The following is a 23,516-nucleotide window of genomic DNA, read 5'->3' as shown; positions in this document are numbered from 1 at the left end:
ACTGCCAACTGTTCGCCATGTCTGTAAGTGCCGGATGGCGCTGGCGCTTATCCGGCCTACGGAACATTGTTTTGCATGCCCGGTAAGCCCATGCGCCACCGGGCACTTATGTTAAGACGATTTACGTACGCGCAAATACCATTCGCACAGTAAACGCACCTGTTTACGCGTGTAGCCTTTTTCCATCATGCGGTCGACAAAATCGTCGTGCTTTTTCTGCTCGTCAGTTGAGGTTTTAGCGTTAAACGAAATGACCGGCAGCAACTCCTCGGTGTTGGAGAACATTTTCTTCTCAATAACCGTGCGCAGTTTTTCGTAACTGGTCCAGTTTGGATTACGACCGCTGTTATTCGCTCTGGCGCGCAGAACAAAGTTGACGATCTCATTACGGAAATCTTTCGGGTTGCTGATACCCGCCGGTTTTTCAATTTTTTCCAGTTCTGAATTCAGCGACTCGCGGTCAAACAGCTGACCGGTATCCGGGTCACGGTATTCCTGATCCTGGATCCAAAAATCCGCATAGGTGACATAACGGTCAAAAATGTTCTGTCCATACTCGGAGTAGGATTCCAGATAGGCGGTCTGGATCTCTTTGCCAATAAATTCAGCGTATTTCGGGATCAGATAACCTTTCAGGAACTCGAGATAACGTTCGGACTGCTCCTGCGGGAACTGCTCGCGCTCAATTTGCTGCTCCAGAACATAGAACAGGTGCACCGGGTTGGCTGCCACTTCTACATGGTCAAAGTTAAACACGCGGGAGAGGATCTTAAACGCGAAGCGCGTTGACAGACCGTTCATCCCCTCATCGACTCCGGCGTAATCCCGGTACTCCTGATAGGATTTCGCTTTCGGATCGGTGTCTTTCAGGCTCTCGCCATCGTAAACGCGCATCTTCGAGTAGATGCTCGAGTTTTCTGGCTCTTTCAGGCGAGAAAGAATGGTAAAGCGAGACAGCGTTTCCAGCGTACCCGGTGCGCACGGCGCGTGGGTCAATTCACTGTGATTAAGCAATTTCTCGTAGATCTTGATCTCTTCGGAAATGCGTAAGCAATACGGAACCTTCACGATGTATACGCGGTCAAGGAAGGCTTCGTTATTTTTGTTGTTACGGAACGTCACCCATTCAGATTCGTTTGAGTGGGCAAGAATGATGCCGTTAAACGGCAGGGCAGAAATACCTTCTGTCCCGTTGTAGTTACCTTCCTGCGTTGCGGTCAGCAGAGGATGTAGCACTTTAATCGGTGCTTTAAACATCTCCACGAACTCCATAATCCCCTGGTTAGCCCGGCACAGTGCGCCGGAATAGCCGTAGGCATCCGGATCGTTCTGGGCGTGGTGTTCGAGTTTACGAATATCCACTTTGCCGACCAGCGCGGAAATGTCCTGGTTGTTCTCATCACCCGGTTCCGTTTTGGCGATAGCGATTTGTTCCAGAATAGACGGCCACACTTTAACCACGCGGAATTTGGTGATGTCTCCACCAAAATCATGCAGACGCTTCGCGGCCCATGGCGACATAATGGTGCCAAGATAGCGACGTGGGATCCCGTACTCTTTCTCCAGGATTTGTGCATCTTCCTGCGGATTAAACAGGCATAACGGGTGATCGTTAACCGGGCTGCGTTCACCGTTGGCGCTCAGGACATAAATCGGTACCCTCTGCATCAGCGACTTCAGTCGCTCAGCAAGAGAGGATTTTCCTCCCCCTACAGGCCCCAGCAGATACAGGATCTGCTTCTTCTCTTCCAGCCCCTGCGCCGCGTGCTTCAGATAGGAGACAATCTGTTCAATCGCGTCTTCCATGCCGTAAAACTCTTCAAACGCGGGATAACGTGCAATAACCCGGTTAGAGAAGAGTCGAGAAAGTCGAGGTTCATGGGCAGTATCGACCATGACAGGCTCACCAATAGCCATTAATAGCCGCTCTGCCGCGTTGGCATAAGCACTGCGATCTTGCCGACAAGTGGTAAGAAACTCCTGCAGCGTGAACTCTTCGTCCTTGGCAGCTTCATAACGCTGGCGATAGTGATCGAATATATTCATGGTATGCCGTCCTTTCGTTTTTTAGCACATGTTAAGAGCCGTTCATATGAATAGTAGAGGCCCCTGAAGAGGTAAACTGAACGACGTCGCTGCTGGAAAAATAAGCAACTCTCATGCCATTTTGATGGTCAGAAGATCAACGTATTCGGTGATACACCTTCTAAAATTAAGCGTAGATGGCATTTGCAAAACTTGCCTGCGCGCTCAAACGAATTTCAATGGCATATCAATAACTCATCGGCAAAAAATAGACATCTTATGTAAAGAAATAGGACGGAATTCATGCCTTGTTCATCGGACTGCAAGTAAAATGTCATCACTCGCTGAGAAATTAGAGGGTTACATAACGAGATGAATACGTAAAATAGTTGGGCTGTCACGCAATGACGGTTACACTTTGGGTGCTTTACATTTGAATAAGGAATTATGGACTGTGACCAAACTCAAACTTCTGGCACTTGGCGTGCTTATTGCCACTTCTTCCAGCGTAGCACAAGCAGAAAGCGACCTGTCGCTGGGCGCGGGCGTTGGTGTGGTTGAGAACGCTTATAAACAATACGATAACGACGTTTACCCGGTACCTGTAGTGACCTATGACAGTGAGAACTTCTGGTTCCGTGGGCTGGGGGGCGGTTACTACCTGTGGAATGACAATACCGATAAGTTGTCTGTCATGGCTTACTGGTCACCGATGTACTTTAAACCGGGCGACAGCGATAACAGTCAATTGCGTCGACTGGATAAACGTAAGAGCACCATGATGGCCGGTCTGTCTTACGTCCACAATACGCAATACGGCTTCCTGCGCACCAGCCTTGCGGGAGACGCGCTGGACAACAGTAATGGTATCGTCTGGGATCTGGCGTGGTTATATCGTTACACTAACGGTGGCCTGACGCTGACGCCGGGGATCGGTGTCGAGTGGAACAGCGAAAACCAAAACGAATACTATTATGGTGTATCGCATCATGAATCCTCTCGCAGCGGCCTGCGTAGCTACGATCCAAATAGCAGCTGGAGCCCGTACCTGGAGCTGAGCGCAAATTATAACTTCATCGGCAACTGGAGTGCATACGCGACGGCGCGTTATACCCACCTGTCTGATGAAGTGACCGACAGTCCGATGGTAGACAAATCCTGGACGGGTCTGATCTCTACGGGTATTACCTACAAGTTCTGATAACTGACCATTCTAAACAGAAGCCCGCATTACAGCGGGCTTTTTTTTGTCTGCTGGCAGGCCGGGCAACAAATAGCCCAAACGATGATGGTGCAATTTGTGCACCATTACAGGACACATGCGCACTGTTTTGCTTTACTGTGGTGCAAAATACAGGAGAGTGCGATGAAAGATAAACAGGTGATGTTTACCGGGCAGGCCACGCTTCCTGCTATCGGGCAGGGGACGTGGTATATGGGTGAAAACGCCCATTGCCGGGGAGCTGAAGTGGCGGCGCTGCGTGCTGGACTGGATCTGGGTTTGCGCCTTATTGATACTGCAGAAATGTACGCTGATGGTGCAGCGGAAGAGATTGTCGGCGAGGCGTTATTGGGGCGACGCGATGACGCTTTTCTGGTATCAAAAGTTTATCCCTGGAATGCTGGGGGCCAGAAAGCCATCGCGGCCTGCGAAGCGAGCCTGCGGCGACTGAAGACCGATTATCTGGATCTCTACTTACTGCATTGGACGGGTAATTTTTCATTTGCAGAGACGGTTGAGGCGATGGAAAGGTTGATCGCGCAAGGGAAAATCCGCCGCTGGGGCGTTTCTAACCTCGACTATGAAGACATGCAGGCGCTATGGCAGGTTACTGGTGGACAGCAGTGTGCCACGAATCAGGTGCTGTATCATCTGGCGTCACGCGGTATTGAGTTTGATTTGCTGCCATGGTGTCAGCAACGGCAGATACCGGTCATGGCCTACAGCCCGTTGGCCCAGGCGGGGCGTTTACGCAGAGATTTGCTCACTAATCCGGTGGTGAGTGAGATTGCGCACGCGCACAAGGCCAGCGCCGCGCAGATTTTATTGGCGTGGGTTATTCGACAACCGGGAGTGATAGCCATTCCGAAGGCGGCAAATGTCGCACACGTTGAGCAGAATGCCGCAGCGCTAAATATGACGCTTTCTGACGAGGAGTTGATGTTGTTAGACTCGGCTTTTCCAGCCCCAGCAGCTAAAACACCGCTAGATATGGCCTGATAAAACGCCAGTTGCCATCAGGCAACTGGCAAAATCTTAGCGCTTAGCAACACGAATTGTTTGTGCCAGGCGAGAAGGCTTCTCAGCGGTGGTTTTCTGCGGCGCGGTCGCGTAAACGGTTTCTACGCAGACAAATGTTTTGTACCCGTCGTCCGGCATGTCACCCATACTGACAGACAGGGCCGGCCCTGGGTTCCAGCCGACAACGTTCAGATGTTGATGGTGTACGACGTCGATGTTGCGGTTCAGTGAATCGTCATGGATGACGCTGCACGCTTCCGGGTTCAGATACACGCGGTCGGTGCGGTCCGGGAACGTCTGGATACCGTCAGCCAGGACATCTTCTTTCGCATCGTTAACTTTATCGATCAGACGGTCACCAAGGCCACTCACTTTCACCGCTGCAATGTCACCGACGTTAAAATAGGTGTGCAGCGCGGAGGTGGTTTCAAATTCACCGTGGGCTTCCAGTTCTATTTCACAGGTAGCACCCACTTTGAAACGCGCTAACAATGTAAACTCATGCGGCCAAAGCTGACGCGTTTCAGCACTGCTTTGCAGTTCAAACGTCAGAACCACACCGTTGTCATCTTCGTTGTGCGCTTTCAGCGTCCACGGCAGATTACGGGCAAAACCGTGCGAGGGAAGCCCTGGCTGTGCCGCCGGGCCAAACCATGGCCAGCAAATAGGGACGCCACCACGCAGCGCTACGCCCGTTTTAAACGGCGTATTGCTGCTTAACCACAGGACCTCATCTTCGCCGGTCGGTTTCCATGACAGAAGATGCGCGCCCTGTAGGGCGAAAGAGGCTTTCACCTGCGGGTGATCGACCACCACGACCTCCAGTTCATCCAACTGACGACGGGAGAGGACAGGGGAAATTTGTTCGATTATCGGAAGTGCAAAAATTTTATTAATCATGATGCAATCCTTGATGTTGAAAACCATAAAAAAAGGCGACCGAGGTCGCCTTTTTGGATCAGATTTTCATCTCAACTTATTTGGAGATGTGAGCAATCAGATCCAGAACTTTGTTTGAGTAGCCGGTTTCGTTGTCGTACCAGGATACCAGTTTCACGAAGTTGTCGTTCAGTGCGATACCTGCTTTAGCATCGAACACTGAAGTGCAAACTTCACCGTTGAAATCGGTAGATACAACGTCGTCTTCGGTGTAACCCAGAACGCCTTTCATCGGGCCTTCGGAAGCAGCTTTGATTGCTTTCTTAATTTCTTCGTAAGAAGCAGCTTTTTCCAGACGAACGGTCAGGTCAACAACGGATACGTTCGGAGTAGGAACGCGGAACGCCATACCAGTCAGTTTGCCATTCAGTTCTGGCAGTACTTTACCTACTGCTTTAGCAGCACCGGTAGAGGACGGGATGATGTTCTGTGCTGCGCCACGACCGCCGCGCCAGTCTTTGTGAGACGGGCCATCAACGGTTTTCTGAGTCGCGGTGGTCGCGTGAACGGTAGTCATCAGACCTTCGATAATACCGAAGTTGTCGTTGATAACTTTAGCCAGCGGAGCCAGGCAGTTAGTGGTGCAGGAAGCGTTAGAAACGATGTCCTGACCTTCGTATTTGTCAAAGTTAGCGCCTTTAACAAACATCGGAGTGTTGTCTTTGGACGGGCCAGTCAGAACCACTTTTTTCGCGCCAGCAGTGATGTGCTTACGAGCGGTTTCGTCTGTCAGGAACAGGCCAGTAGCTTCAGCAACTACGTCAACACCAACTTCGTCCCATTTCAGGTTAGCCGGATCACGTTCAGCGGTAACACGGATTTTTTTACCGTTTACGATCAGATGACCGTCTTTCACTTCAACGGTACCGTTGAAACGGCCGTGAGTGGAGTCATATTTCAGCATGTAAGCCATGTAGTCAGCGTCTAACAGGTCGTTGATTGCAACGATCTCGATGTCAGAACGTTCTTGAGCAGCACGGAAAACAATGCGACCGATACGGCCAAAACCGTTGATACCTACTTTGATAGTCATATATTCCACCAGCTATTTGTTAGTGAATAAAAGGTTGCCTGTAAAATTACAAAAACCTTACGCAGCGTCAAGCGGAATCGTGTCAATCATTGCGACAAATCAATCTGCTGCCTAAGCTTTGCGCAACTGACTCGCCTCACTCTTCCTTTGGGCTTGAAACCACATGGGGGCGGCGGCCCGAATTTTAAAGGGCAATCAAGATAAAAACGTGATTGCTATCACGATTTATAGGCTGCCATTTCGCAATGATCAAGTTTAGAACAAAAGTTCGCCCTGCGGTGTTAATGTTTTGTTAGAATCTGTCTCGCAATGTGAGTTTAGATAAAGCGAGATGTGAGCAAATGGCTAATCAACCTTCTCCAGAAGACCTAAAGAAAAATTTATCCGAAATGCAGTTCTACGTGACACAAAATCATGGGACAGAACCGCCATTTACCGGGCGTTTGCTGCATAACAAGCGGGACGGTGTTTACCTCTGCCTGAACTGTGACAAACCGCTGTTTCGTTCTGATACAAAATACGATTCTGGCTGCGGCTGGCCTAGCTTTTACGAGCCTGTCAGTGAAGAGGCGATTCGTTACATTAAGGATACGTCACACGGCATGCAGCGCATTGAAATTCGTTGCGGCAACTGTGATGCGCACCTGGGACATGTCTTCCCGGATGGTCCAAAACCTACCGGTGAACGCTACTGCGTCAACTCAGCGTCTTTGAACTTTACTGACGATGAAAACGGTGAGCAGATTAAAGGCTGAAGAAACGATTCAGCAAATTATTCTACGGGAGTGGGTTTAAGATGAATCTTGATGAGATGATTAACAGCATGACGCCGGAAGTTTATCAGCGCTTATCGACGGCCGTTGAGCTGGGAAAATGGCCGGATGGCGTCGCGCTGACGGCAGAACAAAAAGAGAACAGCATGCAACTGGTGATGTTATGGCAGGCGCGTAACAATATCGATGCGCAGCATATGACTATCGACACCAACGGTGAGATGGTCATGAAGAGTAAGCAGCAGCTGAAAGTTGAATTTGGGATAACGCCTGAGCCGATTGCGACGTTCAAATCCTGATTGCGGAAACAACATGAATTCGCAGGTCCGGCACGGCTTACCGTAACGGACCTGCAAAGTCTTACTTCTTGTTCATCATCGCCTTAAGGTCGGCAAACGGGTTGTATTTCGCCTCGCCGACGTCTTTCTGCGCATCTTCGCCTGCCACCACGGTAGAACCATACTGATCCACTTCGGTGTATTTCGAGTGCTCATGATCGTGGCAATACAGGCATAACATCTCCCAGTTACTGCCATCTTCCGGGTTATTGGAATGGTCATGATCGATATGGTGTACCGTCAGCTCGCGCAGGTTGGAATACACGAACTCGCGCGAACAGCGCCCGCAGACCCAGGGGAACAGTTTAAGCGCCTTTTCCCGGTATCCGACTTCCAGACGGGCGTAATTTTTAGGGATAAAAGCCATAAAACCTCGTGCTCCTGTAGAATATGAAAAGCTGCGCCAACGTCAGGCGCAGCAGATGGTGATAATCATAACCTATTGTGCACGACGTGGGGATCAGAGTTTATTAGTGACCATGTGTAGGCCGGATAAGCTATTTTCACCGCCCTCCGGCAATAAACTTAACGCTGAGTTTCTTCCCAGTCTGCCAGCGTATACAGCGTTGCACCCGCAGCGGCCATTTCCATAAACGCCTGCGTGCTGTCCTGAGGCTGAATATTCACCCCTCGACAACCGTCGGTAATGACGTTCACCGTATAGCCCAGTTCCAGCGCATCGAGGACGGTAAACTTCACGCAGTAGTCGGTTGCCAGCCCCATGATGATGAGGTCGGTAATACGCTGTTGCACAAGCCACGCATTCAGTTCCGTTGCCTGACGGCGACCGTTATCAAAAAATGCGCTGTAGCTGTCAACCTGCGGGTTTTCGCCCTTATAGAACGTCTTATCAATGCCGCGCTGATTCAGCAGAGGGTGCAGGGCCGCTCCCTGCGAGTTCTGTACACAGTGATCCGGCCAGAATGTCTGCGCCAGGCCATCCAGTTGTCCCTGCGTGTAAGGGGCGACCTGATGCTGGCTGGCAAAGCTGCCGTGATTAGCCGGATGCCAGTCCAGACTGGAAACAACCTTCTCACCGCGCAGCGAACACCAGTCAATCAGGCGATTGGCGACATCCACGGTGCTATCACCTTCTGGAACGGCAAGTGCGCCTCCGGCACAAAAATCGTTTTGTAAATCAACCAGCAGTAATGTTCGTGCCATCGTCACTCCTCCTTCAATCATCTGGCGTCAGCTCACCGCGCAGGTTTTGCGTCATCGCGTCACGGATGGCCTGCGTGTCCAGACCCTGGCTCAGCAAATAATGCAGCTTGGTCAGTGTTGCTTCAACGGTCATATCCGCACCGCCAATCACGCCCGCATGTGCCAGCGCATTCCCCGTCGCATAACCGCCCATGTTGACCTTGCCGGACATGCACTGCGTGAGGTTAATGACCACAATACCGCGTGAGCTGGCATCCTCAAGCTCCTTCAGGAACTCTTTATTCTGCGGGGCATTGCCCACGCCGTAAGAACGCAGAATTAACGCTTTGACTGGCTGGCGCAGGAAGTTACGCACCACGTCTGCGGAAATTCCAGGATAAATCGTGACCACGCCAATCGGCTGCGGGGTGATAGGGTGCACAATCAGCTCGCCCGCACCGTGCGGCGCGGGCGGGGTGCCCAAACGACGGATGTGGATCCCGGCTTCCAGTAAAGGTGCAAGGTTAGGTGAAGCGAAGGCGTCAAAACCGTCGGCGTGCGCTTTGGTGGTGCGGTTACCACGATACAGTCGGTTATTGAAGAACAGAGTGACTTCATTGATCGGATAATTGGCCGCAACGTACAACGCATTCAGCAAATTGATTTGTCCGTCTGAACGTAGCTCAGCCAGCGGGATTTGTGACCCTGTCACAATAACCGGCTTGCCCAGATTCTCCAGCATAAACGACAGCGCTGAGGCGGTGAACGCCATGGTGTCGGTGCCGTGCAGAATCACAAAACCGTCGTATTCGTCGTAGTGAGCTTTAATATCTTCCGCAATATGCTGCCAGTCTTCTGGCGTCATATCGGAGGAATCCATCAGCGGGACATATTCGTGAATGGTGAAGTCTGGCATCTCAGGGCGGTGGAATTCAGGCATCAATGCCAGTTGACGCTGAAGATGGCCGGAAACCGGAATGTAACCTTGTTCTGAGCGCTGCATACCGATGGTACCGCCGGTATAGGCAACGTAAATCGATTTCTTCTGCATGACTTTTCTTCTGTCTCAAAGAAAAACCCCTCTTCATCCCGAAGAGGGGTCAAGAGTTAGCGGACGTTGGCGCAGGTCAGGCAGAACGCATAACGGTTCTGCGGGTCGTTAAACGCGGCCAGCTTATCACTTTCGGTTTTTACCACGCTTGCCGCAGAGGCCAGTGGTGCCGGGAGCATGGCCTGAATGGCTTCTGGTAGCATAGCGCGAACGGAACCAGACATGCTGTCCATGACCATATCTACGAACGTGGGCTCGTCCTGATAATACTCAATGTGCCATTGTTTCAGTTTCGCCAGTTCTGCCGCTTTTGCTACAGCGTCGTCGAAATCGCCGAGACTGTCGACCAGACCATTCGCTTTTGCATCCTGACCGGTCCAGACGTGGCCCTGGGCGATTTTATCAATCTGCTCTGGCGTTGTCTTACGTGCATCCGCGACCAGCGTGATGAAGCGCTTATAGCCGTTCTCGATGCTCAGTTGCATCATCTGCTGCACTTCCGGCGGTAACGCTTTGGTGACGGAAATATCGGCCAGCGGCGAGGTCGCCACGCCGTCGGTATGTACACCAATGGAATCGAGGCTGTTTTCAACGGTGTTGATCACGCCAAAGATGCCGATGGAGCCGGTCAGGGTGCTGGGGTTCGCCACAATGTAGTTTGCCGGGGTTGAGATCCAGTAACCGCCGGAGGCCGCCATGCCGCCCATGGAAACCACCACCGGTTTACCTGCCGCTTTTGCTGCAGCCAGCTCAGCGCGGATCACTTCCGAGGCGCTGACGCTGCCGCCTGGGCTGTTAACGCGCAGGACAATGGCTTTTACCTTCGGATCGAGACGCGCTTCACGGATTTGTGTCGCAGTGGTGTCGCCGCCGACGTTGCCCGGTGTTTCTTCTCCGTCCATGATCGCGCCATTGGCGAAGATTACGCCAATGCTGTCACCGGTATCCGCCGGGGTTTTTAGCGTGTAATCGTAATAGCTGACGGCACTGTAGTTCTTCTCTGTTTTGCTCCAGCCAAACTGTTTAGTCAGCAGTTTTTCCACTTCAGCGCTGGAGGCGAGAGCATCGACCAGTTTATTGTCGAGGGCGTACTTCGCGGTGTCGCCACCCACTTTCGTCAGGCCGTCAAGCATCGCCTGTGCGCCCGGGAACACTTGCTGCGCCGGGATCTGGCGGTTAGCGGCAACGGTATCGAGATAGTTCTGCCACAGCTCGCCAATCCAGCGACTGTCGGCTTCACGTGCGGCCGGGGACATATCGTCGCGAATAAACGGCTCGACGGCGGACTTATAGGTACCGACGCGGAAAACGTGGGTGGAGACTTTTAGTTTATCCAGCAGAGACTTGTAATACAGACCGTTGGTCGCAAAGCCGTGCAGGTCAACCGAACCCTGCGGGGAGAGCCAAATTTTATTGGCAAAGCTTGCGAGGTAATACTGTCCCTGGCTGAAGTTATCGCCCACGGCAAATACCGGTTTTCCACTGTCGCGGAATTCGCGCAGTGCTTTGCCGATATACTGCATGGACGGCTGATCGGCCCCGGCAAAGTTTTTTAAATCCATCACGATGCCGGTGATGTTGCGATCGTCTTTTGCCTGGCGAATGGTGTTAACGATATCGAACAGTGAGTTTTCTTGCAGGCGATCGGAACTGGCGCCAAACAGCTGACGTCCGATGACACTTAAGCGGCTGGTGCTCGAGGGCTTATCGACAATAACGCCGGAGATATCGAGCAGCAGTGCGCCACGCTCCGCGTGTTCGCTGGAGGTGCTACTGCTGACCTGCATCCAGATCCCCACGCCCACCAGGACCAAAAAGATAAAGAACAGGTTCAGTACACATTCGCGGACGAAATTCAGTATTCGCCACGTCCATTTAAAAATTCCGGCAATAAAACGCCACAGGGTTCGCATGTATTCTCCCTACCGATGAACAACACGCCCCCCGTTTTACCGGAGAAGGCGTTAAGATGTGGCTATCGTAATGACCCGGCAGGCAATTGTCAGCAGGAATCACCGCTGGCGCTGTAACAAAATCCGCTCACGTGTTAATTTTGTGAACAAATTTCATTGTTGGAGTTAAGCAAATGGATGCACTCGAATTACTTCTTACCCGCCGTAGCGCCTCTCGTCTTGTTGAACCCGCTCCCGTGGGTGAGCAACTGCAAAATATCCTGCGGGCGGGGATGCGCGCCCCGGATCACAAATCGCTGCAGCCGTGGCGTTTCTTTGTGATTGAAGGTGCAGGGCGTGAGCGTTTTAGCGCCGTGCTCGAAAAAGGGGCTATTGCCGCAGAGGGCGACGAAAAGGCTGTCGAAAAAGCGCGTACTGCGCCGTTTCGTGCCCCGCTGATTATTGCGGTGGTGGCGAAATGTGAAGAAAGTGACAAGGTTCCACTGTGGGAACAGGAAATGTCAGCGGGTTGTGCGGTAATGGCCATGCAAATGGCGGCGATTGCGCAAGGCTTTGGCGGGATCTGGCGCAGCGGTGCATTAACCGAAAGTGCAGTGGTGCGCGAGGCATTTGACTGTCGTGCGCAGGATAAAATTGTCGGCTTCCTCTATCTGGGCACGCCACAGCTTAAAGCATCCACCACGATTAACCCTGCCGATCCGAGCGCATTCGTCCAGTATTTCTGATTTCAGCGGCTAAACTGTCTGGATTATGAGCAAAGACACCCGAATTCAGACAGTCACTCTTACCACATCATGGAATGAGCGCTACCATAGCCCGATTGCAATGACAGGAGATGTCCATGAGCGAGCACGCTATTCGTTTAACGCAATACAGCCACGGAGCCGGTTGCGGTTGTAAAATTTCCCCCAAAGTGCTGGAAACCATCCTGCACAGCGAGCAGGCGAAATTTGTTGATCCGAATTTACTCGTGGGGAATGAAACCCGCGACGACGCGGCCGTGTACGATCTGGGTAATGGCACCAGCGTTATCAGCACCACCGATTTCTTTATGCCGATAGTCGATAATCCGTTTGATTTTGGCCGCATCGCCGCGACCAACGCCATCAGCGATATCTTCGCGATGGGTGGCAAACCGATTATGGCTATCGCGATTCTGGGCTGGCCGCTCGATAAGCTGGCACCGGAAGTCGCCCGTGAAGTGACCGAAGGCGGGCGTTTCGCCTGTCGCCAGGCCGGCATTGCGCTGGCGGGTGGTCACTCTATTGATGCCCCAGAGCCGATTTTTGGTCTTGCCGTGACGGGCGTGGTCCCTACTGAGCGCGTGAAGAAAAACAGCACCGCAGAAGCGGGATGTAAGCTGTTCCTCACCAAGCCGCTGGGCATTGGCGTGTTGACCACCGCTGAGAAAAAATCGCTGCTTAAGCCTGAGCATGTTGGGCTGGCGACGGAAGTGATGTGCCGCATGAATATTGCGGGCGCAGCGTTTGCGGACATTGAAGGCGTGAAAGCCATGACCGACGTGACTGGTTTTGGCCTGCTGGGACACCTGAGCGAAATGTGTCAGGGCGCGGGCGTTCAGGCGCAAATCGTTTACCAGGATATTCCAAAACTGCCTGGTGTTGAAGAGTACATCGCGCAAGGCGCAGTGCCGGGCGGCACGCAGCGTAACTTTGCCAGCTACGGGCATCTGATGGGTGAGATGCCGCAGGCGGTACGAGACCTGCTGTGCGATCCGCAAACCTCCGGCGGCCTGCTGCTGGCGGTAACACCGGAATCTGAGGCTGAAGTGAAAGCGGTTGCCGCGCAGTTTGGCATTGATCTCACCGCGATTGGTGAGCTGGTTGAAGCACGTGGCGGTCGCGCCATGGTTGAGATCCGTTAATTCGATGCGGTTGTTTATTGCCGAAAAACCGAGTCTGGCGCGCGCGATTGCCGATGTGCTCCCTAAGCCACATCGCAAAGGTGATGGCTTTATTGAATGCGGAAATGGGCAAGTGGTGACCTGGTGTATCGGTCACCTGCTTGAACAGGCGCAGCCAGACGCCTACGACAGTCGCTATGCACGCTGGAGTCTGGTCGACTTGCCGATTGTACCGGAAAAGTGGCAATTGCAGCCGCGTCCCTCCGTCACCAAACAGCTCAACGTCATCAAGCGCTTTCTGCATGAGGCCAGTGAAGTCATTCACGCGGGAGACCCCGATCGTGAAGGACAGCTGCTGGTCGATGAAGTGCTGGATTACCTGCAACTGGCGCCGGAAAAGCGGCATCAGGTACAACGGTGTCTGATTAACGACCTTAACCCACAGGCGGTGGAGCGGGCAATTTCTCGTCTGCGCGCCAACAGCGAGTTCATCCCGCTGTGCGTTTCGGCGCTGGCGCGAGCGCGTGCCGACTGGCTGTACGGCATTAATATGACGCGCGCCTATACCATTCTTGGGCGTAACGCGGGTTATCAAGGCGTGCTGTCCGTGGGGCGTGTGCAGACGCCGGTGCTTGGTCTGGTGGTGCGCCGTGATGAAGAGATTGAAAACTTCGTCGCCAAAGATTTCTTTGAGGTCAAAGCGCATATCGTCACACCTGCAGACGAGCGGTTTACCGCTATCTGGCAGCCGAGCGAGGCGTGTGAACCTTATCAGGATGAAGAAGGGCGCTTACTGAACCGTACGCTGGCGGAGCATGTGGTGAAACGCATCAACGGTCAGCCAGCGATAGTCACCAGCTATAACGATAAACGGGAATCAGAATCCGCACCGTTGCCGTTCTCACTGTCGGCGTTGCAGATTGAAGCCGCTAAACGCTTCGGACTGAGCGCGCAAAACGTGCTCGATATCTGCCAGAAGCTGTATGAAACCCACAAATTGATTACCTATCCGCGTTCTGATAGCCGCTATCTGCCGGAAGAACATTTTGCCGGTCGCCATGCGGTGATGAATGCGATTAGCGTGCACGCTCCGGATTTATTTCCGCAGCCTGCGGTTAATCCCGATACGCGTAATCGCTGCTGGGACGATAAAAAGGTTGATGCGCACCACGCGATTATTCCCACTGCGCGTAGTTCATCCATCAATTTGAATGACAATGAAGCCAAGGTGTACAACCTGATTGCGCGTCAGTATCTGATGCAGTTCTGCCCGGACGCGGTATTCCGCAAGTGCGTCATTGAGCTGGATATTGCGAAAGGCAAATTTGTTGCTAAAGCCCGTTTCCTGGCGGAAGCCGGGTGGCGTACGCTGCTGGGTAACAAAGAGCGCGACGAAGAAAACGACGGCACACCGTTGCCGGTAGTGGCTCGTGATGACGAACTACTGTGTGAAAAGGGCGAAGTGGTGGAACGCCAGACCCAACCGCCGCGCCATTTTACCGACGCGACGCTGTTGTCGGCGATGACCGGGATAGCACGGTTTGTGCAGGATAAAGATCTGAAAAAAATCCTGCGTGCCACCGACGGACTGGGAACGGAGGCTACGCGTGCGGGGATTATTGAACTGCTGTTTAAGCGCGGGTTCCTGGTGAAAAAGGGTCGCTATATACACTCGACGGATCCCGGAAAGGCGCTGTTCCATTCGTTGCCAGAAATGGCAACGCGTCCGGATATGACCGCGCACTGGGAGTCGATCCTGACGCAAATCAGTGAAAAGCAGTGCCGCTATCAGGACTTTATGCAGCCGCTGGTGGACACGCTGTATCAGCTGATTGACCAGGCTAAACGTACGCCAGTACGCCGATTCCGCGGGATAACCGCGCCGGCTGGCGCGGAGAAGAAAAAGAGCGCGCCGCGAAAACGTCCGGCGAAAAAAAGCCCGCCTTCAGAGGAGGCAGGCCTGTAATGCGGTCATGACTGATGATTAAATCACACCCTGGCCCAGCATCGCGTCGGCAACTTTCACGAAGCCAGCAATGTTGGCGCCTTGCACGTAGTTGGTTTGTTTGCTTTCACCACCGTACTCGACGCAGGCGTGGTGAATATCCAGCATGATGTGGTGCAGGCGCGCATCCACTTTCTCCGCTTTCCAACCCAGACGCGCGGCGTTCTGCGCCATTTCCAGGCCTGATGTCGCCACACCACCGGCGTTGGCGGCTTTACCCGGCGCAAACAGTACGCCCGCTTCGAGGAACAGATCGGTGGCTTCGATGGTGGTCGGCATGTTTGCACCTTCCGCTACGGCCTTGACGCCGTTGGCAATCAGCATCTGCGCAGCGTCCACATCCAGTTCGTTCTGCGTAGCGCACGGCAGGGCGATATCCACCGGCACTGACCACGGTTGCTTACCTTCCAGATAGGTCAGGCCAAACTCACGGGCGTAATCCGCCACGCGGCCATCGCGGCTGTCTTTAATGGCACACAGACGTGCCAGTTTCTCTTTCGTGAAGCCACTCTCGTCAACCACGGTACCGCTGGAGTCGGAGGCGGTCACCACACGGGCACCAAACTCCATGGCTTTTTCAATGGCGAATTGCGCCACGTTACCGGAGCCGGAAACGGCGACACGCATGCCTTCAAAGCCCAGACCATGGCGCTTAAGCATTGCTTCGGTGAAGTACACCAGGCCGTAGCCGGTCGCTTCCGGGCGGATCAGACTGCCGCCGAACGACAGACCTTTGCCGGTAAAGACGCAGGCGCTGTTGTTGGAGAGTTTTTTCATCATCCCGGCCATAAAGCCGACTTCACGACCGCCCACGCCGATATCACCCGCCGGAACGTCAGTGTCTGGTCCTAAATGACGGAACAGTTCGGTCATCAGGGACTGGCAAAAACGCATCACTTCGCCTTCGCTTTTGCCTTTTGGATCGAAATCGCTCCCGCCTTTACCTCCGCCCATCGGCAGCGTGGTGAGGGCGTTTTTAAAAGTCTGCTCGAAGCCAAGGAATTTCAGGATCGACAGGTTTACCGACGGATGGAAACGCATGCCGCCTTTGTAAGGACCAATCGCCGAGCTAAACTGTACACGCCATGCGCGGTTAACCTGTACCTGATTACGATCGTCCAGCCAGACCACGCGGAACTGGATCACGCGCTCAGGTTCAACCAGACGTTCCAGCAATGACATTTGACGATAGCGCGGGTTTTGCTCGAGGAACGGCCACAGCGTCGTCATGACCTCACGAACGGCTTGCGCGAACTCGGTTTGATTCGGGTCGCGCTTTTGCACATGGTTGAGAAATGACGCCAAAGAACATGTCTGATCCATAGATATAAGAACCTCTTATGTATTGATATGGTTATATTTTTGATGTTTATGTTATGTGTTGTGCAGTTTTTGACTATAACATCAGCAGTGTGACGGGACGCAAGAAAAAATTAACCCCGCTAAGGAAATTAATATTGCGGCGTAGGTCATAACTAAAAACGATGCGGGAAGGGACTAAAGTTTCTGCTGGTTTATACCGTTATACTGAGCATAGAGGTCAGTTTAAAAGGAAAGAGTATGCGCCGTTTTATCATGGCAGGTGCGCTGGTTATGCTCTCCAGCACGGCACTGGCAAATCAGCTTTATCGCCCGGATGTGCAGGTTAATGTGCCGCCAGAAGTGTTCAGTTCCAGCGGTCAGCGGGCGCAGCCCTGTAATCAGTGCTGCGTTTATCAGGATCAAAACTATTCGGAAGGCGCGGTGATCAAGGCTGATGGCGTGTTGTTGCAATGCCAGCGCGATGAGAAAACGATCGGCACTAATCCGCTGGTCTGGCGTCGCGTAAAAGAATAAACGCCTGTAAGAGCGGGATGTCGGCAGGCGCCAGCGGATACGTCAGCGCCTCTTCAGGTAGGCACCACACCAGTTGCTGATGCTCGTGCGCGTGCAGTTCGCCCTGATAATCTGGCACATGCCATGCATGCAGATGGATAATCCGGCCTGATACTTCGCGTTGATGGCTGGCAACGTACTGCCCAACAACCGCCTCAATGCCGAGTTCTTCGTGCAGTTCACGCCTCAGCGCCTGCGGCTGGCTCTCGCCGGGCTCTACCTTACCGCCCGCAAACTCCCACATACCCGGCTGATCCGCATGCGCCGGGCGCTGAGCGAGTAATATTTTGCCATCACGTTCAAGGATAGCGGCGACCACGTCGAGGGTTTTCATCATATTCATCAAGATCTAACAGCAGAAAGTGACATACTATCGCTATCTTTGTTTTATCTAAAGTATTCAGGAGTCACCGTTGAACGATCCTCAGGCGTGGGTAAAACCGTTGACGCGTATCCCTTCCAGTTTGAAACCGCTTGTCGCGACGCAGAAAAAACATTACGGCGACGTGCTGCATCCCACGCGCTGGTGGGGGCGTATGCCGTTTCTGTTTTGGCTGGTCGCGCTGTTTGTCGGATTTCTGGAGCGTAAACGGGCGCGATTAACCCCGGTGATGCGCGCGCTGTTGATGACGCGGGTATCGCAGGTGTGTCATTGCGCGTTCTGCGTGGATGCCAACAGCTTACGGCTGGCCGAACGCAGCGGGGCGCTGGATAAAGTGTTACAGGTGGCGAACTGGCAATCGTCTGCACTGTTTAGCGCAGAAGAGCGTGTGGCGCTGGCCTATGCGGATGCGATGACTGCCACGCCGCCGCGCCTTGATGATGCGCTGAAGACGCAAATGCAGCAGCATTTTACCGATGACACGATTACCGAAATGACCGCGCTGATTGCCTTTCAAAATCTCTCGGCACGCTTTAACGCCGCGCTGGATATTCCTTCGCAGGGATTGTGCGACAGTTTCAAAGGACGGCCACATGCTTGACCGCCATCTTCATCCGCGGTTAAAACCGCTGCTACATCAGTGCGCTCGCATGATTGATAAGCCCGGTATTTCGCCGGACGGTCTGACGCTCTTCGGTTTCGCTATTGGCGTGCTGGCCTTGCCGTTTCTGGCATTAGGCTGGTATTCGGCGGCGCTGGTCGCCATTGTGCTTAATCGTCTGTTTGATGGGTTGGACGGCGCGCTGGCGCGGCGCAGGGGACTGACCGATGCCGGCGGATTCCTCGATATTTCACTCGATTTTCTGTTTTACGCGCTGGTGCCGTTTGGCTTTATTCTGGCGGCACCCGAGCAGAATGCGCTGGCGGGCAGCTGGCTATTGTTTGCGTTTATCGGCACCGGCAGCAGTTTCCTGGCCTTTGCCGCGCTGGCGGCGAAGCATCAGATTGATAACCCCGGTTATGCGCATAAATCGTTTTATTATTTAGGTGGGTTGACCGAAGGCACCGAGACGATATTGCTGTTCGTGCTGGGCTGTCTGTTCCCTGATTATTTTGCCGTGCTGGCGTGGGTATTTGGTGCGCTGTGTTGGCTGACAACGTTCACGCGGATCTGGAGCGGATACCTGACGCTGAAATCGGTCCAGCGTCAGGAATAATCAGCGATTACTTGCTGGTGTCCGGGCCGCGCTCGCCGCTGGCTACCGGGTTCTTCGGATTGCTGCTCCACTCGAACCAGCCACCGTCGTACACCGAGACGTTTTTCCAGCCCATCGCACGGGCGTACATAAACGTCTCCGAGGCACGCCAGCCGGTACCGCAGTAGAAGGAAACCTGCTGATCCGGCAAGATGTTCCACTGTTTCCACATTGCGGCGATATCGTCTGCGCTGCGCATGGTGCCGTCCGGGTTATGGAAATCTTCCATATGCGTGGAGTCGCTGCCCGCATGACCCCAACGCGCCCCCGCAATTTCACCTTTTGGTTTAATGTAGCTGTAACCGCTGGTGGTGCCGACAAATTCCGGCCACGAACGAATGCTGACCAGCGACGCATCCTGACGATGCAGCAGGCCACGCGCCTGTTCCATATCCAGCATCAGCTGCGGCTGTGCAGGGATCGTCGCGCCAAAATCAGGCTCCGGTTTAACCGTCGGTGCCGTGCCGCGTTCGACCGGTAATCCTGCGTCGGACCACGTCTGCCAGCCACCGTCGAGCAGGCGAACATCTTTCACGCCCGCGTACAGCATGATCTGTGCGACACGCGCCGCCGCATAGACATCACGGCCATACAAAATCACCGTCGTGTCATGACGAATACCGTGTTTAGCCAGCATCGCTTTGAGCTGCGCGTCGGAGACTTTGTTCCACAGCGGTTCGCTTTCGACTTCGTTGGTATCAATGTATCCGGCACCCGGAATATGACTGAGCAGATAGAGCTTCGGTGCCCCCCAGGCCGCTTCAATGACTTTCCAGTCACCGGCCGGTTTAGCGGTGACGGCTTTGCCTTGTTGCAGGTCGTGTAGCCACTGCGGATAGACCAGCTGTTCGAAGTGCGGTAGGCGCTGCAATCGCGCGGGATCCTGCAGTGCATCGCTGAGCGTGGAAAGCTGACTAAAGCCCACTTTCTGCAGACGCGCTTTAACGGCCTGCATGTCGCTTTCGCTGCCATACAGCGCTACCGGTGCATCGGTTTTTAACTGATGTTGCTTAACCCAGGCGGTGAGTTGCTCGTCGTTCATGTTGTCGAGCCAGGCGGCAGACAGGTTCAGGGCGGCAGGTTCATGGCCGGAAGGGCCATTAAGCGATTGCGGCCAGCCGTTATAAAACGCACTTTGACGGGTATCGATTGCCGCGCCTTGTTGCTGCTGTAACTGGTGGAGGGTGAGCGTCTGTGCTGTTTCAGCAGCCCAGGAAGAAGCGCAAGCGAGCCCTAAAGCCAGTGCCAGCGCGGTCATTTGAGAAACACGTTTCATCGAATAGCCCGACGTTGAAAAAAAGAAGACGACATTCTGTGCCGCCAGCCTGATAAAATCATTGCGTTAACGCAGCATATCGCCACATTCACGCCCAGTTTGCCATCTGCAAAACGCGGCCCGCGGGCGGCACGTCCTGCGCGTCATGGGTAACCTGCACCACGGGAATACCCAGCTTGCGCACTTCGGTAAAGACCCACTGGCGAAACGCGTCGCGCAGCGAGGTGTCCAGTCGGCTGAAGGGTTCATCCAGCAGCAGCGCCTGTGGTTGTGCCAACAGCGCACGCAGCAGGGCGATACGCGATCGTTGCCCGCCGGAGAGTGACGCCGGATCGCGATGATAAAACCCCGCCAGCCCGGCACGCTCAAGGGCGCGCTCGACCTTATCTCGTCTGGCCGATCCTTTCAGACTTGCGGGGAGTGCCAGCAGCAAATTTTGCCCCACGCTGAAATGGTCGAACAGCAGGGCATCCTGGAACAAAATGCCAATCTGGCGCTGCGCCGTGGGTAACGAGTCGATGCGCCGGTCGTTAAGCCACAGCTCGCCACTCGCCTGAAACGTTGGAGAAAGTGCGCCAATCATCCACGAGAACAGCGATGATTTGCCGCTGCCGGAGGGACCCATAATAGTGACAATGTCACCTTTGTTGACCTCGAAATTGGCCTCGTTGAGCAGAACGCAAGGCCCCAGATGTAGCGAAACATTTTTCACAATTAGCATTAGCGGAGTCCTTGTCGACAGCGGCCAACCCATGCGGAGAGTAATGCTGACAGTGCGAAAACCAACAGCGGCAGCAGCAGTTGCCAGAGCGCCTGTGACGCAAGCCGTGCCGCGCTGCCGCCGCTGCTCAATGCAACGGCCTCGGTGGTCAGCGTGGGAAAGCGTCCGGCCCCTAACCACAGGGTCGGCATATACTGGGCAATACTGACGGAAAATCCCACCGCGAAAGCAATCAGCGTCGGGCGCAGCAGCAGTGGACATTTCACCTGCCAGAAGATGCGCTCCCGCGACCAGCCCAGCGTCTGCGCAATCAACATTAACCGTGGATCAATTCGCTGCCACGCCGGTTTGAGGATAAACAGCATCCACGGTGTGACCCACAGCAAATGTCCCCAGACAACCGTCAACAACTGACCATCCAGCTGTGCGTGTAGCGCCAGCGTATATTGTCCGGTGACCAGCGGGAGTGCAGGCAGGATAATCGGCAGCCAGACCCAACGATGTCCGCGCTGTGGTCCCCATTCCAGCCATAGCAACAGCGTGATTAATGCCAGTGCGCTGGCAATCATTCCCACTTGCAGGCTGGTGAATAACGTCTGGCTATCGATGAATGAATACTGTGCAACCAGGGCCAGAACCAGCAGGCAGAGTACGCCGCTTACGGGCACCAGTTGCGCCAGTGAGCGCCCCAGTGGATAGGATGAAAAACGCTGACGCTTCCCGCTAATCCCCGGCAGGGTACGCCGCCAGCTGCGCCAGAGCAGATAACCAACCAGCGCATACACACACAGCAGCAGTACCAGCAGCAGGCTGGCGAGCGAGCCTTTTATCTGTTGGTCGGCATCGCCCTGAGTGAGCCATTGCCAGCTCAACACCGCAAGCGTTGGCGGATTGCCCGGACCCAGCACGATCGCCACATCCACCGCCGACAATGACCATGCAGTGGCCGCCAACATCACTTTTCCCAGTGCCGGTGCGATGGCGGGTAAGACCAACCAGTTGAGGCATTGCAGGCGGCTATATCCCAGCGAGTCCAGCACGGTCACCTGCCGGGCAAGCTGCTTTTCACTGAGCAGGGCCGAGAGTACCCATAACAAAAAAGCGCTCTCTTTGACGGCTAGCGTCAAGCCCAGACCGATCCCGTAGCGGTCAGCCTGTGGGGTAAGAAAAGGCAACACGCGGTACAGCAGACCGCCTTCGGCAAACAACAACAGGACGCTGGTGGCAAACGCGACGTGCGGAATCGCCAACAGCCACGGCAGCCGGGTGCACAGCCGCGCCCAGCCCGCGCCGGGCCACATGGCGAGGATCGCCAACAGGGCAATGACCAACGCACCGAGGGTCGCCAGCGTCACGGAAACCAGCGTCGCCATCAGCGCCTGCGGCAGCTGGGGATCGGCAAACAGCGCCAGCCAATGAGTGATGGAGAGCGCTGGTGTGAAAAGTGCGATGGCGGCAGGTACCAGCGGCAAATAAATCACCGCCATGACGCCCCATATCAGCAGGATTAATGCGTACCGTAACGGCGTAGCCATTCTTGTTCCAGTACGTTTACCCAGGCCGCATGGGGTTCAGGAAGCACGGTGGGTAGTCCTTTGGGGATCCGCGCCTGCAGAGCTTCACGTTGTGCCGCAGGTAATTTTTGCGGGTCGAGAACCGAAGGGTCGCCCCAGTAGGCGGGATCGGCTTTACGCAGTTGCGCCTCCGGAGAGAGCAGGAAGTTGGCGACGACTTTCGCCCCTGCGCTGGCGCTGGCGTTAGCCGGGATCGTGACAAAATGCACGTTGCCAATCATGCCTTGCGTAAAACCAAAGCTGTAGCTGTTTTTGGGCAATTCACCGCTGACCACTTTTTGTTGTGCATGCGCGGGGTTAAAGGTCAGCGACAAGCGCAGTACGCCGTTGTTCAGCAGCGTATCCATTCGTGCGGGCGTAGGCGGGAAGTCTTTACCTTCACGCCATAAAAACGGATGCAGCGTGTCAAGATACTGCCACAGCGGAGCCGTAGCATCAGCGAACGTCGCGGTATCGGGCGCCATTTTCAACGCTTGTGGTTGGGTAGTAAGCGCCATCAGTAACTGCTCAAGAAATGCCGTCCCGGTAAAATCCGGGGGGCGCGGGTAGGTCACCGTACCAGGATGCGCTTTGGCAAATGCCAGCAGCGCCTGCGGGGTTTGTGGTGGCTGTTCGGTCACATCACGGTTAGCGATAAAAGTAAGCTGCGCGCCTCCCCACGGTGACTCGGCTCCCTCTGTAGGGATGGAGAAGTCTTCGCTGACAGGCTGCAGGGTATCAACGTAGCGCCAGTTGGGTAGCGTCTGCGCCCACTGCGTTTGCAGCAGGTTTGCCTCTTTCAGCGTACGGAAGTTTTCACCGTTCACCCACAGTAAATCGACAGAGCCGCCGGTTTTACGCCCGGAAGCGGCCTCTGTTTGAATACGCTTAACCGCGTCGGCAGCATCGGCCAGACGCACGATTTTCAGGTTAATGGCGTAATGTGTTTTCATCTCGCCGCTTACCCAGTCGAGATATTGGTTCACTGCGTTATCGCCTCCCCAGGCGTTGAACCACACCGTCTGGCCACGGGCGTCGTTTTTGATCTGCTGCCAGCTGTGATCTTGCGCGAAGGTCGCCAGCGGTGAAAACAGCAAACTCAGGCACAATAAGCAATAACGCATACA

23 protein-coding genes are annotated in these 23,516 nt (G+C 54.2%); 10 read left to right on the top strand and 13 right to left on the bottom strand.

The features are described from left to right. Nucleotides 1–111: 111 nt before the first annotated feature. Nucleotides 112–2,046 (bottom strand): protein kinase YeaG, encoded by a 1,935-nt coding sequence (gene yeaG / locus AC3ITF_RS12255; RefSeq protein WP_096757315.1) that lies wholly within the window; start codon nucleotides 2,044–2,046, stop codon nucleotides 112–114. Between the two features lie 433 nt (nucleotides 2,047–2,479). Here yeaG and AC3ITF_RS12250 point away from each other — a divergent pair, with 433 nt between their 5' ends. Continuing rightward, the gene (locus AC3ITF_RS12250; RefSeq protein ID WP_115258696.1) at nucleotides 2,480–3,226 is read left to right on the top strand and encodes a MipA/OmpV family protein; all 747 of its coding nucleotides are present in this window, start codon (nucleotides 2,480–2,482) and stop codon (nucleotides 3,224–3,226) included. 165 nt (nucleotides 3,227–3,391) lie between these two features. Next, entirely contained in the window at nucleotides 3,392–4,246 is an 855-nt protein-coding gene (locus AC3ITF_RS12245) for an aldo/keto reductase (protein ID WP_489175697.1), read from the top strand. Between the two features lie 36 nt (nucleotides 4,247–4,282). On the opposite strand, the gene AC3ITF_RS12240 is transcribed toward AC3ITF_RS12245, so the two are convergent. Then, nucleotides 4,283–5,167 (bottom strand): D-hexose-6-phosphate mutarotase, encoded by an 885-nt coding sequence (locus AC3ITF_RS12240; protein WP_489175696.1) that lies wholly within the window; start codon nucleotides 5,165–5,167, stop codon nucleotides 4,283–4,285. A gap of 76 nt (nucleotides 5,168–5,243) precedes the next feature. After that, nucleotides 5,244–6,239, bottom strand: a complete 996-nt coding sequence (gene gapA / locus AC3ITF_RS12235; RefSeq protein WP_096757311.1) for a glyceraldehyde-3-phosphate dehydrogenase — start codon at nucleotides 6,237–6,239, stop codon at nucleotides 5,244–5,246. A 341-nt stretch (nucleotides 6,240–6,580) separates the two neighbouring features. Here gapA and msrB point away from each other — a divergent pair, with 341 nt between their 5' ends. Together msrB and AC3ITF_RS12225 are read left to right on the top strand one after the other, a co-directional pair. Beyond that, a complete protein-coding gene (gene msrB, locus AC3ITF_RS12230) occupies nucleotides 6,581–6,994 on the top strand; it encodes a peptide-methionine (R)-S-oxide reductase MsrB (protein WP_489175695.1) in 414 nt (137 codons plus the stop codon). 41 nt (nucleotides 6,995–7,035) lie between these two features. Then, nucleotides 7,036–7,311 (top strand): YeaC family protein, encoded by a 276-nt coding sequence (locus AC3ITF_RS12225; protein ID WP_115258693.1) that lies wholly within the window; start codon nucleotides 7,036–7,038, stop codon nucleotides 7,309–7,311. A 61-nt stretch (nucleotides 7,312–7,372) separates the two neighbouring features. Here the strand turns inward: AC3ITF_RS12225 and yajD are convergent, their stop codons facing one another. The 4 genes from yajD to sppA form a co-directional block, all read right to left on the bottom strand. Beyond that, the gene (yajD, locus tag AC3ITF_RS12220) at nucleotides 7,373–7,717 is read right to left on the bottom strand and encodes an HNH nuclease YajD (RefSeq protein WP_003030690.1); all 345 of its coding nucleotides are present in this window, start codon (nucleotides 7,715–7,717) and stop codon (nucleotides 7,373–7,375) included. A gap of 158 nt (nucleotides 7,718–7,875) precedes the next feature. Continuing rightward, a complete protein-coding gene (gene pncA, locus AC3ITF_RS12215) occupies nucleotides 7,876–8,514 on the bottom strand; it encodes a bifunctional nicotinamidase/pyrazinamidase (RefSeq protein ID WP_489175694.1) in 639 nt (212 codons plus the stop codon). Between the two features lie 13 nt (nucleotides 8,515–8,527). Beyond that, nucleotides 8,528–9,544 (bottom strand): asparaginase, encoded by a 1,017-nt coding sequence (ansA, locus tag AC3ITF_RS12210; protein WP_096757298.1) that lies wholly within the window; start codon nucleotides 9,542–9,544, stop codon nucleotides 8,528–8,530. Between the two features lie 56 nt (nucleotides 9,545–9,600). Continuing rightward, a complete protein-coding gene (gene sppA / locus AC3ITF_RS12205) occupies nucleotides 9,601–11,457 on the bottom strand; it encodes a signal peptide peptidase SppA (protein WP_489175693.1) in 1,857 nt (618 codons plus the stop codon). 173 nt (nucleotides 11,458–11,630) lie between these two features. On the opposite strand from sppA, the gene AC3ITF_RS12200 reads away from it, so the two are divergent. The 3 genes from AC3ITF_RS12200 (at nucleotide 11,631) to AC3ITF_RS12190 (ending at nucleotide 15,287) form a co-directional block, all read left to right on the top strand. Further along, nucleotides 11,631–12,182: an NAD(P)H nitroreductase gene (locus AC3ITF_RS12200; protein WP_096757296.1), complete on the top strand. Its 552-nt coding sequence runs from the start codon at nucleotides 11,631–11,633 to the stop codon at nucleotides 12,180–12,182. A 116-nt stretch (nucleotides 12,183–12,298) separates the two neighbouring features. After that, entirely contained in the window at nucleotides 12,299–13,342 is a 1,044-nt protein-coding gene (gene selD / locus AC3ITF_RS12195) for a selenide, water dikinase SelD (RefSeq protein WP_115258691.1), read from the top strand. 4 nt (nucleotides 13,343–13,346) lie between these two features. After that, complete coding sequence (locus AC3ITF_RS12190; protein ID WP_115258690.1) at nucleotides 13,347–15,287, top strand: DNA topoisomerase III; 1,941 nt, start codon at nucleotides 13,347–13,349, stop codon at nucleotides 15,285–15,287. Between the two features lie 18 nt (nucleotides 15,288–15,305). Here the strand turns inward: AC3ITF_RS12190 and gdhA are convergent, their stop codons facing one another. After that, nucleotides 15,306–16,649, bottom strand: a complete 1,344-nt coding sequence (gene gdhA, locus AC3ITF_RS12185; RefSeq protein WP_096757292.1) for an NADP-specific glutamate dehydrogenase — start codon at nucleotides 16,647–16,649, stop codon at nucleotides 15,306–15,308. A gap of 237 nt (nucleotides 16,650–16,886) precedes the next feature. Here gdhA and AC3ITF_RS12180 point away from each other — a divergent pair, with 237 nt between their 5' ends. Further along, nucleotides 16,887–17,162: a YnjH family protein gene (locus AC3ITF_RS12180; RefSeq protein ID WP_137399333.1), complete on the top strand. Its 276-nt coding sequence runs from the start codon at nucleotides 16,887–16,889 to the stop codon at nucleotides 17,160–17,162. Here the strand turns inward: AC3ITF_RS12180 and AC3ITF_RS12175 are convergent. Continuing rightward, nucleotides 17,128–17,535 carry a pyrimidine (deoxy)nucleoside triphosphate diphosphatase gene (locus AC3ITF_RS12175; RefSeq protein ID WP_117343117.1) on the bottom strand — a complete coding sequence of 136 codons (408 nt, stop codon included), beginning with the start codon at nucleotides 17,533–17,535 and terminating at the stop codon, nucleotides 17,128–17,130. The genes AC3ITF_RS12180 and AC3ITF_RS12175 overlap by 35 nt on opposite strands. Nucleotides 17,536–17,614: 79 nt before the next feature. On the opposite strand from AC3ITF_RS12175, the gene AC3ITF_RS12170 reads away from it, so the two are divergent. Both AC3ITF_RS12170 and AC3ITF_RS12165 read left to right on the top strand, forming a co-directional pair. Then, a complete protein-coding gene (locus tag AC3ITF_RS12170) occupies nucleotides 17,615–18,184 on the top strand; it encodes a carboxymuconolactone decarboxylase family protein (protein ID WP_117342976.1) in 570 nt (189 codons plus the stop codon). Further along, a complete protein-coding gene (locus AC3ITF_RS12165) occupies nucleotides 18,177–18,800 on the top strand; it encodes a CDP-alcohol phosphatidyltransferase family protein (protein ID WP_115258687.1) in 624 nt (207 codons plus the stop codon). Before AC3ITF_RS12170 ends, AC3ITF_RS12165 begins: the two co-directional genes overlap by 8 nt. A gap of 7 nt (nucleotides 18,801–18,807) precedes the next feature. On the opposite strand, the gene AC3ITF_RS12160 is transcribed toward AC3ITF_RS12165, so the two are convergent. From AC3ITF_RS12160 to AC3ITF_RS12145, 4 genes are all read right to left on the bottom strand, one after another. Next, entirely contained in the window at nucleotides 18,808–20,115 is a 1,308-nt protein-coding gene (locus tag AC3ITF_RS12160) for a sulfurtransferase (RefSeq protein ID WP_137399332.1), read from the bottom strand. Nucleotides 20,116–20,203: 88 nt separating this feature from the next. Next, nucleotides 20,204–20,836, bottom strand: coding sequence for an ATP-binding cassette domain-containing protein (locus AC3ITF_RS12155; protein WP_489175692.1), 633 nt, complete (start codon nucleotides 20,834–20,836; stop codon nucleotides 20,204–20,206). Beyond that, the gene (locus AC3ITF_RS12150) at nucleotides 20,836–22,371 is read right to left on the bottom strand and encodes an ABC transporter permease family protein (RefSeq protein WP_117342980.1); all 1,536 of its coding nucleotides are present in this window, start codon (nucleotides 22,369–22,371) and stop codon (nucleotides 20,836–20,838) included. The genes AC3ITF_RS12155 and AC3ITF_RS12150 overlap by 1 nt, the downstream gene beginning before the upstream one ends. After that, a complete protein-coding gene (locus AC3ITF_RS12145) occupies nucleotides 22,344–23,513 on the bottom strand; it encodes an ABC transporter substrate-binding protein (protein ID WP_135912154.1) in 1,170 nt (389 codons plus the stop codon). Before AC3ITF_RS12145 ends, AC3ITF_RS12150 begins: the two co-directional genes overlap by 28 nt. Between the last annotated feature and the right edge of the window lie 3 nt (nucleotides 23,514–23,516).

This window comes from Citrobacter sp. KH_055_1 (genome assembly GCF_057838705.1).
Note: the sequence above shows the minus strand (reverse complement) of the source record. Positions and strands in the feature narration are given on the sequence as shown.

What these genes read in the sequence shown, in the direction of transcription:
- ansA (WP_096757298.1), bottom strand. Translation starts at nt 9,544, where the DNA reads ATGCAGAAGAAATCGATTTACGTTGCCTATACCGGCGGTACCATCGGT.
- AC3ITF_RS12175 (WP_117343117.1), bottom strand. Translation starts at nt 17,535, where the DNA reads ATGAAAACCCTCGACGTGGTCGCCGCTATCCTTGAACGTGATGGCAAA.
- pncA (WP_489175694.1), bottom strand. Translation starts at nt 8,514, where the DNA reads ATGGCACGAACATTACTGCTGGTTGATTTACAAAACGATTTTTGTGCC.
- AC3ITF_RS12200 (WP_096757296.1), top strand. Translation starts at nt 11,631, where the DNA reads ATGGATGCACTCGAATTACTTCTTACCCGCCGTAGCGCCTCTCGTCTT.
- sppA (WP_489175693.1), bottom strand. Translation starts at nt 11,457, where the DNA reads ATGCGAACCCTGTGGCGTTTTATTGCCGGAATTTTTAAATGGACGTGG.
- selD (WP_115258691.1), top strand. Translation starts at nt 12,299, where the DNA reads ATGAGCGAGCACGCTATTCGTTTAACGCAATACAGCCACGGAGCCGGT.
- AC3ITF_RS12150 (WP_117342980.1), bottom strand. Translation starts at nt 22,371, where the DNA reads ATGGCTACGCCGTTACGGTACGCATTAATCCTGCTGATATGGGGCGTC.
- AC3ITF_RS12190 (WP_115258690.1), top strand. Translation starts at nt 13,347, where the DNA reads ATGCGGTTGTTTATTGCCGAAAAACCGAGTCTGGCGCGCGCGATTGCC.
- gdhA (WP_096757292.1), bottom strand. Translation starts at nt 16,649, where the DNA reads ATGGATCAGACATGTTCTTTGGCGTCATTTCTCAACCATGTGCAAAAG.
- AC3ITF_RS12245 (WP_489175697.1), top strand. Translation starts at nt 3,392, where the DNA reads ATGAAAGATAAACAGGTGATGTTTACCGGGCAGGCCACGCTTCCTGCT.
- yeaG (WP_096757315.1), bottom strand. Translation starts at nt 2,046, where the DNA reads ATGAATATATTCGATCACTATCGCCAGCGTTATGAAGCTGCCAAGGAC.
- msrB (WP_489175695.1), top strand. Translation starts at nt 6,581, where the DNA reads ATGGCTAATCAACCTTCTCCAGAAGACCTAAAGAAAAATTTATCCGAA.
- AC3ITF_RS12165 (WP_115258687.1), top strand. Translation starts at nt 18,177, where the DNA reads ATGCTTGACCGCCATCTTCATCCGCGGTTAAAACCGCTGCTACATCAG.
- gapA (WP_096757311.1), bottom strand. Translation starts at nt 6,239, where the DNA reads ATGACTATCAAAGTAGGTATCAACGGTTTTGGCCGTATCGGTCGCATT.
- AC3ITF_RS12240 (WP_489175696.1), bottom strand. Translation starts at nt 5,167, where the DNA reads ATGATTAATAAAATTTTTGCACTTCCGATAATCGAACAAATTTCCCCT.
- AC3ITF_RS12160 (WP_137399332.1), bottom strand. Translation starts at nt 20,115, where the DNA reads ATGAAACGTGTTTCTCAAATGACCGCGCTGGCACTGGCTTTAGGGCTC.
- AC3ITF_RS12155 (WP_489175692.1), bottom strand. Translation starts at nt 20,836, where the DNA reads ATGCTAATTGTGAAAAATGTTTCGCTACATCTGGGGCCTTGCGTTCTG.
- AC3ITF_RS12145 (WP_135912154.1), bottom strand. Translation starts at nt 23,513, where the DNA reads ATGCGTTATTGCTTATTGTGCCTGAGTTTGCTGTTTTCACCGCTGGCG.
- AC3ITF_RS12180 (WP_137399333.1), top strand. Translation starts at nt 16,887, where the DNA reads ATGCGCCGTTTTATCATGGCAGGTGCGCTGGTTATGCTCTCCAGCACG.
- AC3ITF_RS12225 (WP_115258693.1), top strand. Translation starts at nt 7,036, where the DNA reads ATGAATCTTGATGAGATGATTAACAGCATGACGCCGGAAGTTTATCAG.
- yajD (WP_003030690.1), bottom strand. Translation starts at nt 7,717, where the DNA reads ATGGCTTTTATCCCTAAAAATTACGCCCGTCTGGAAGTCGGATACCGG.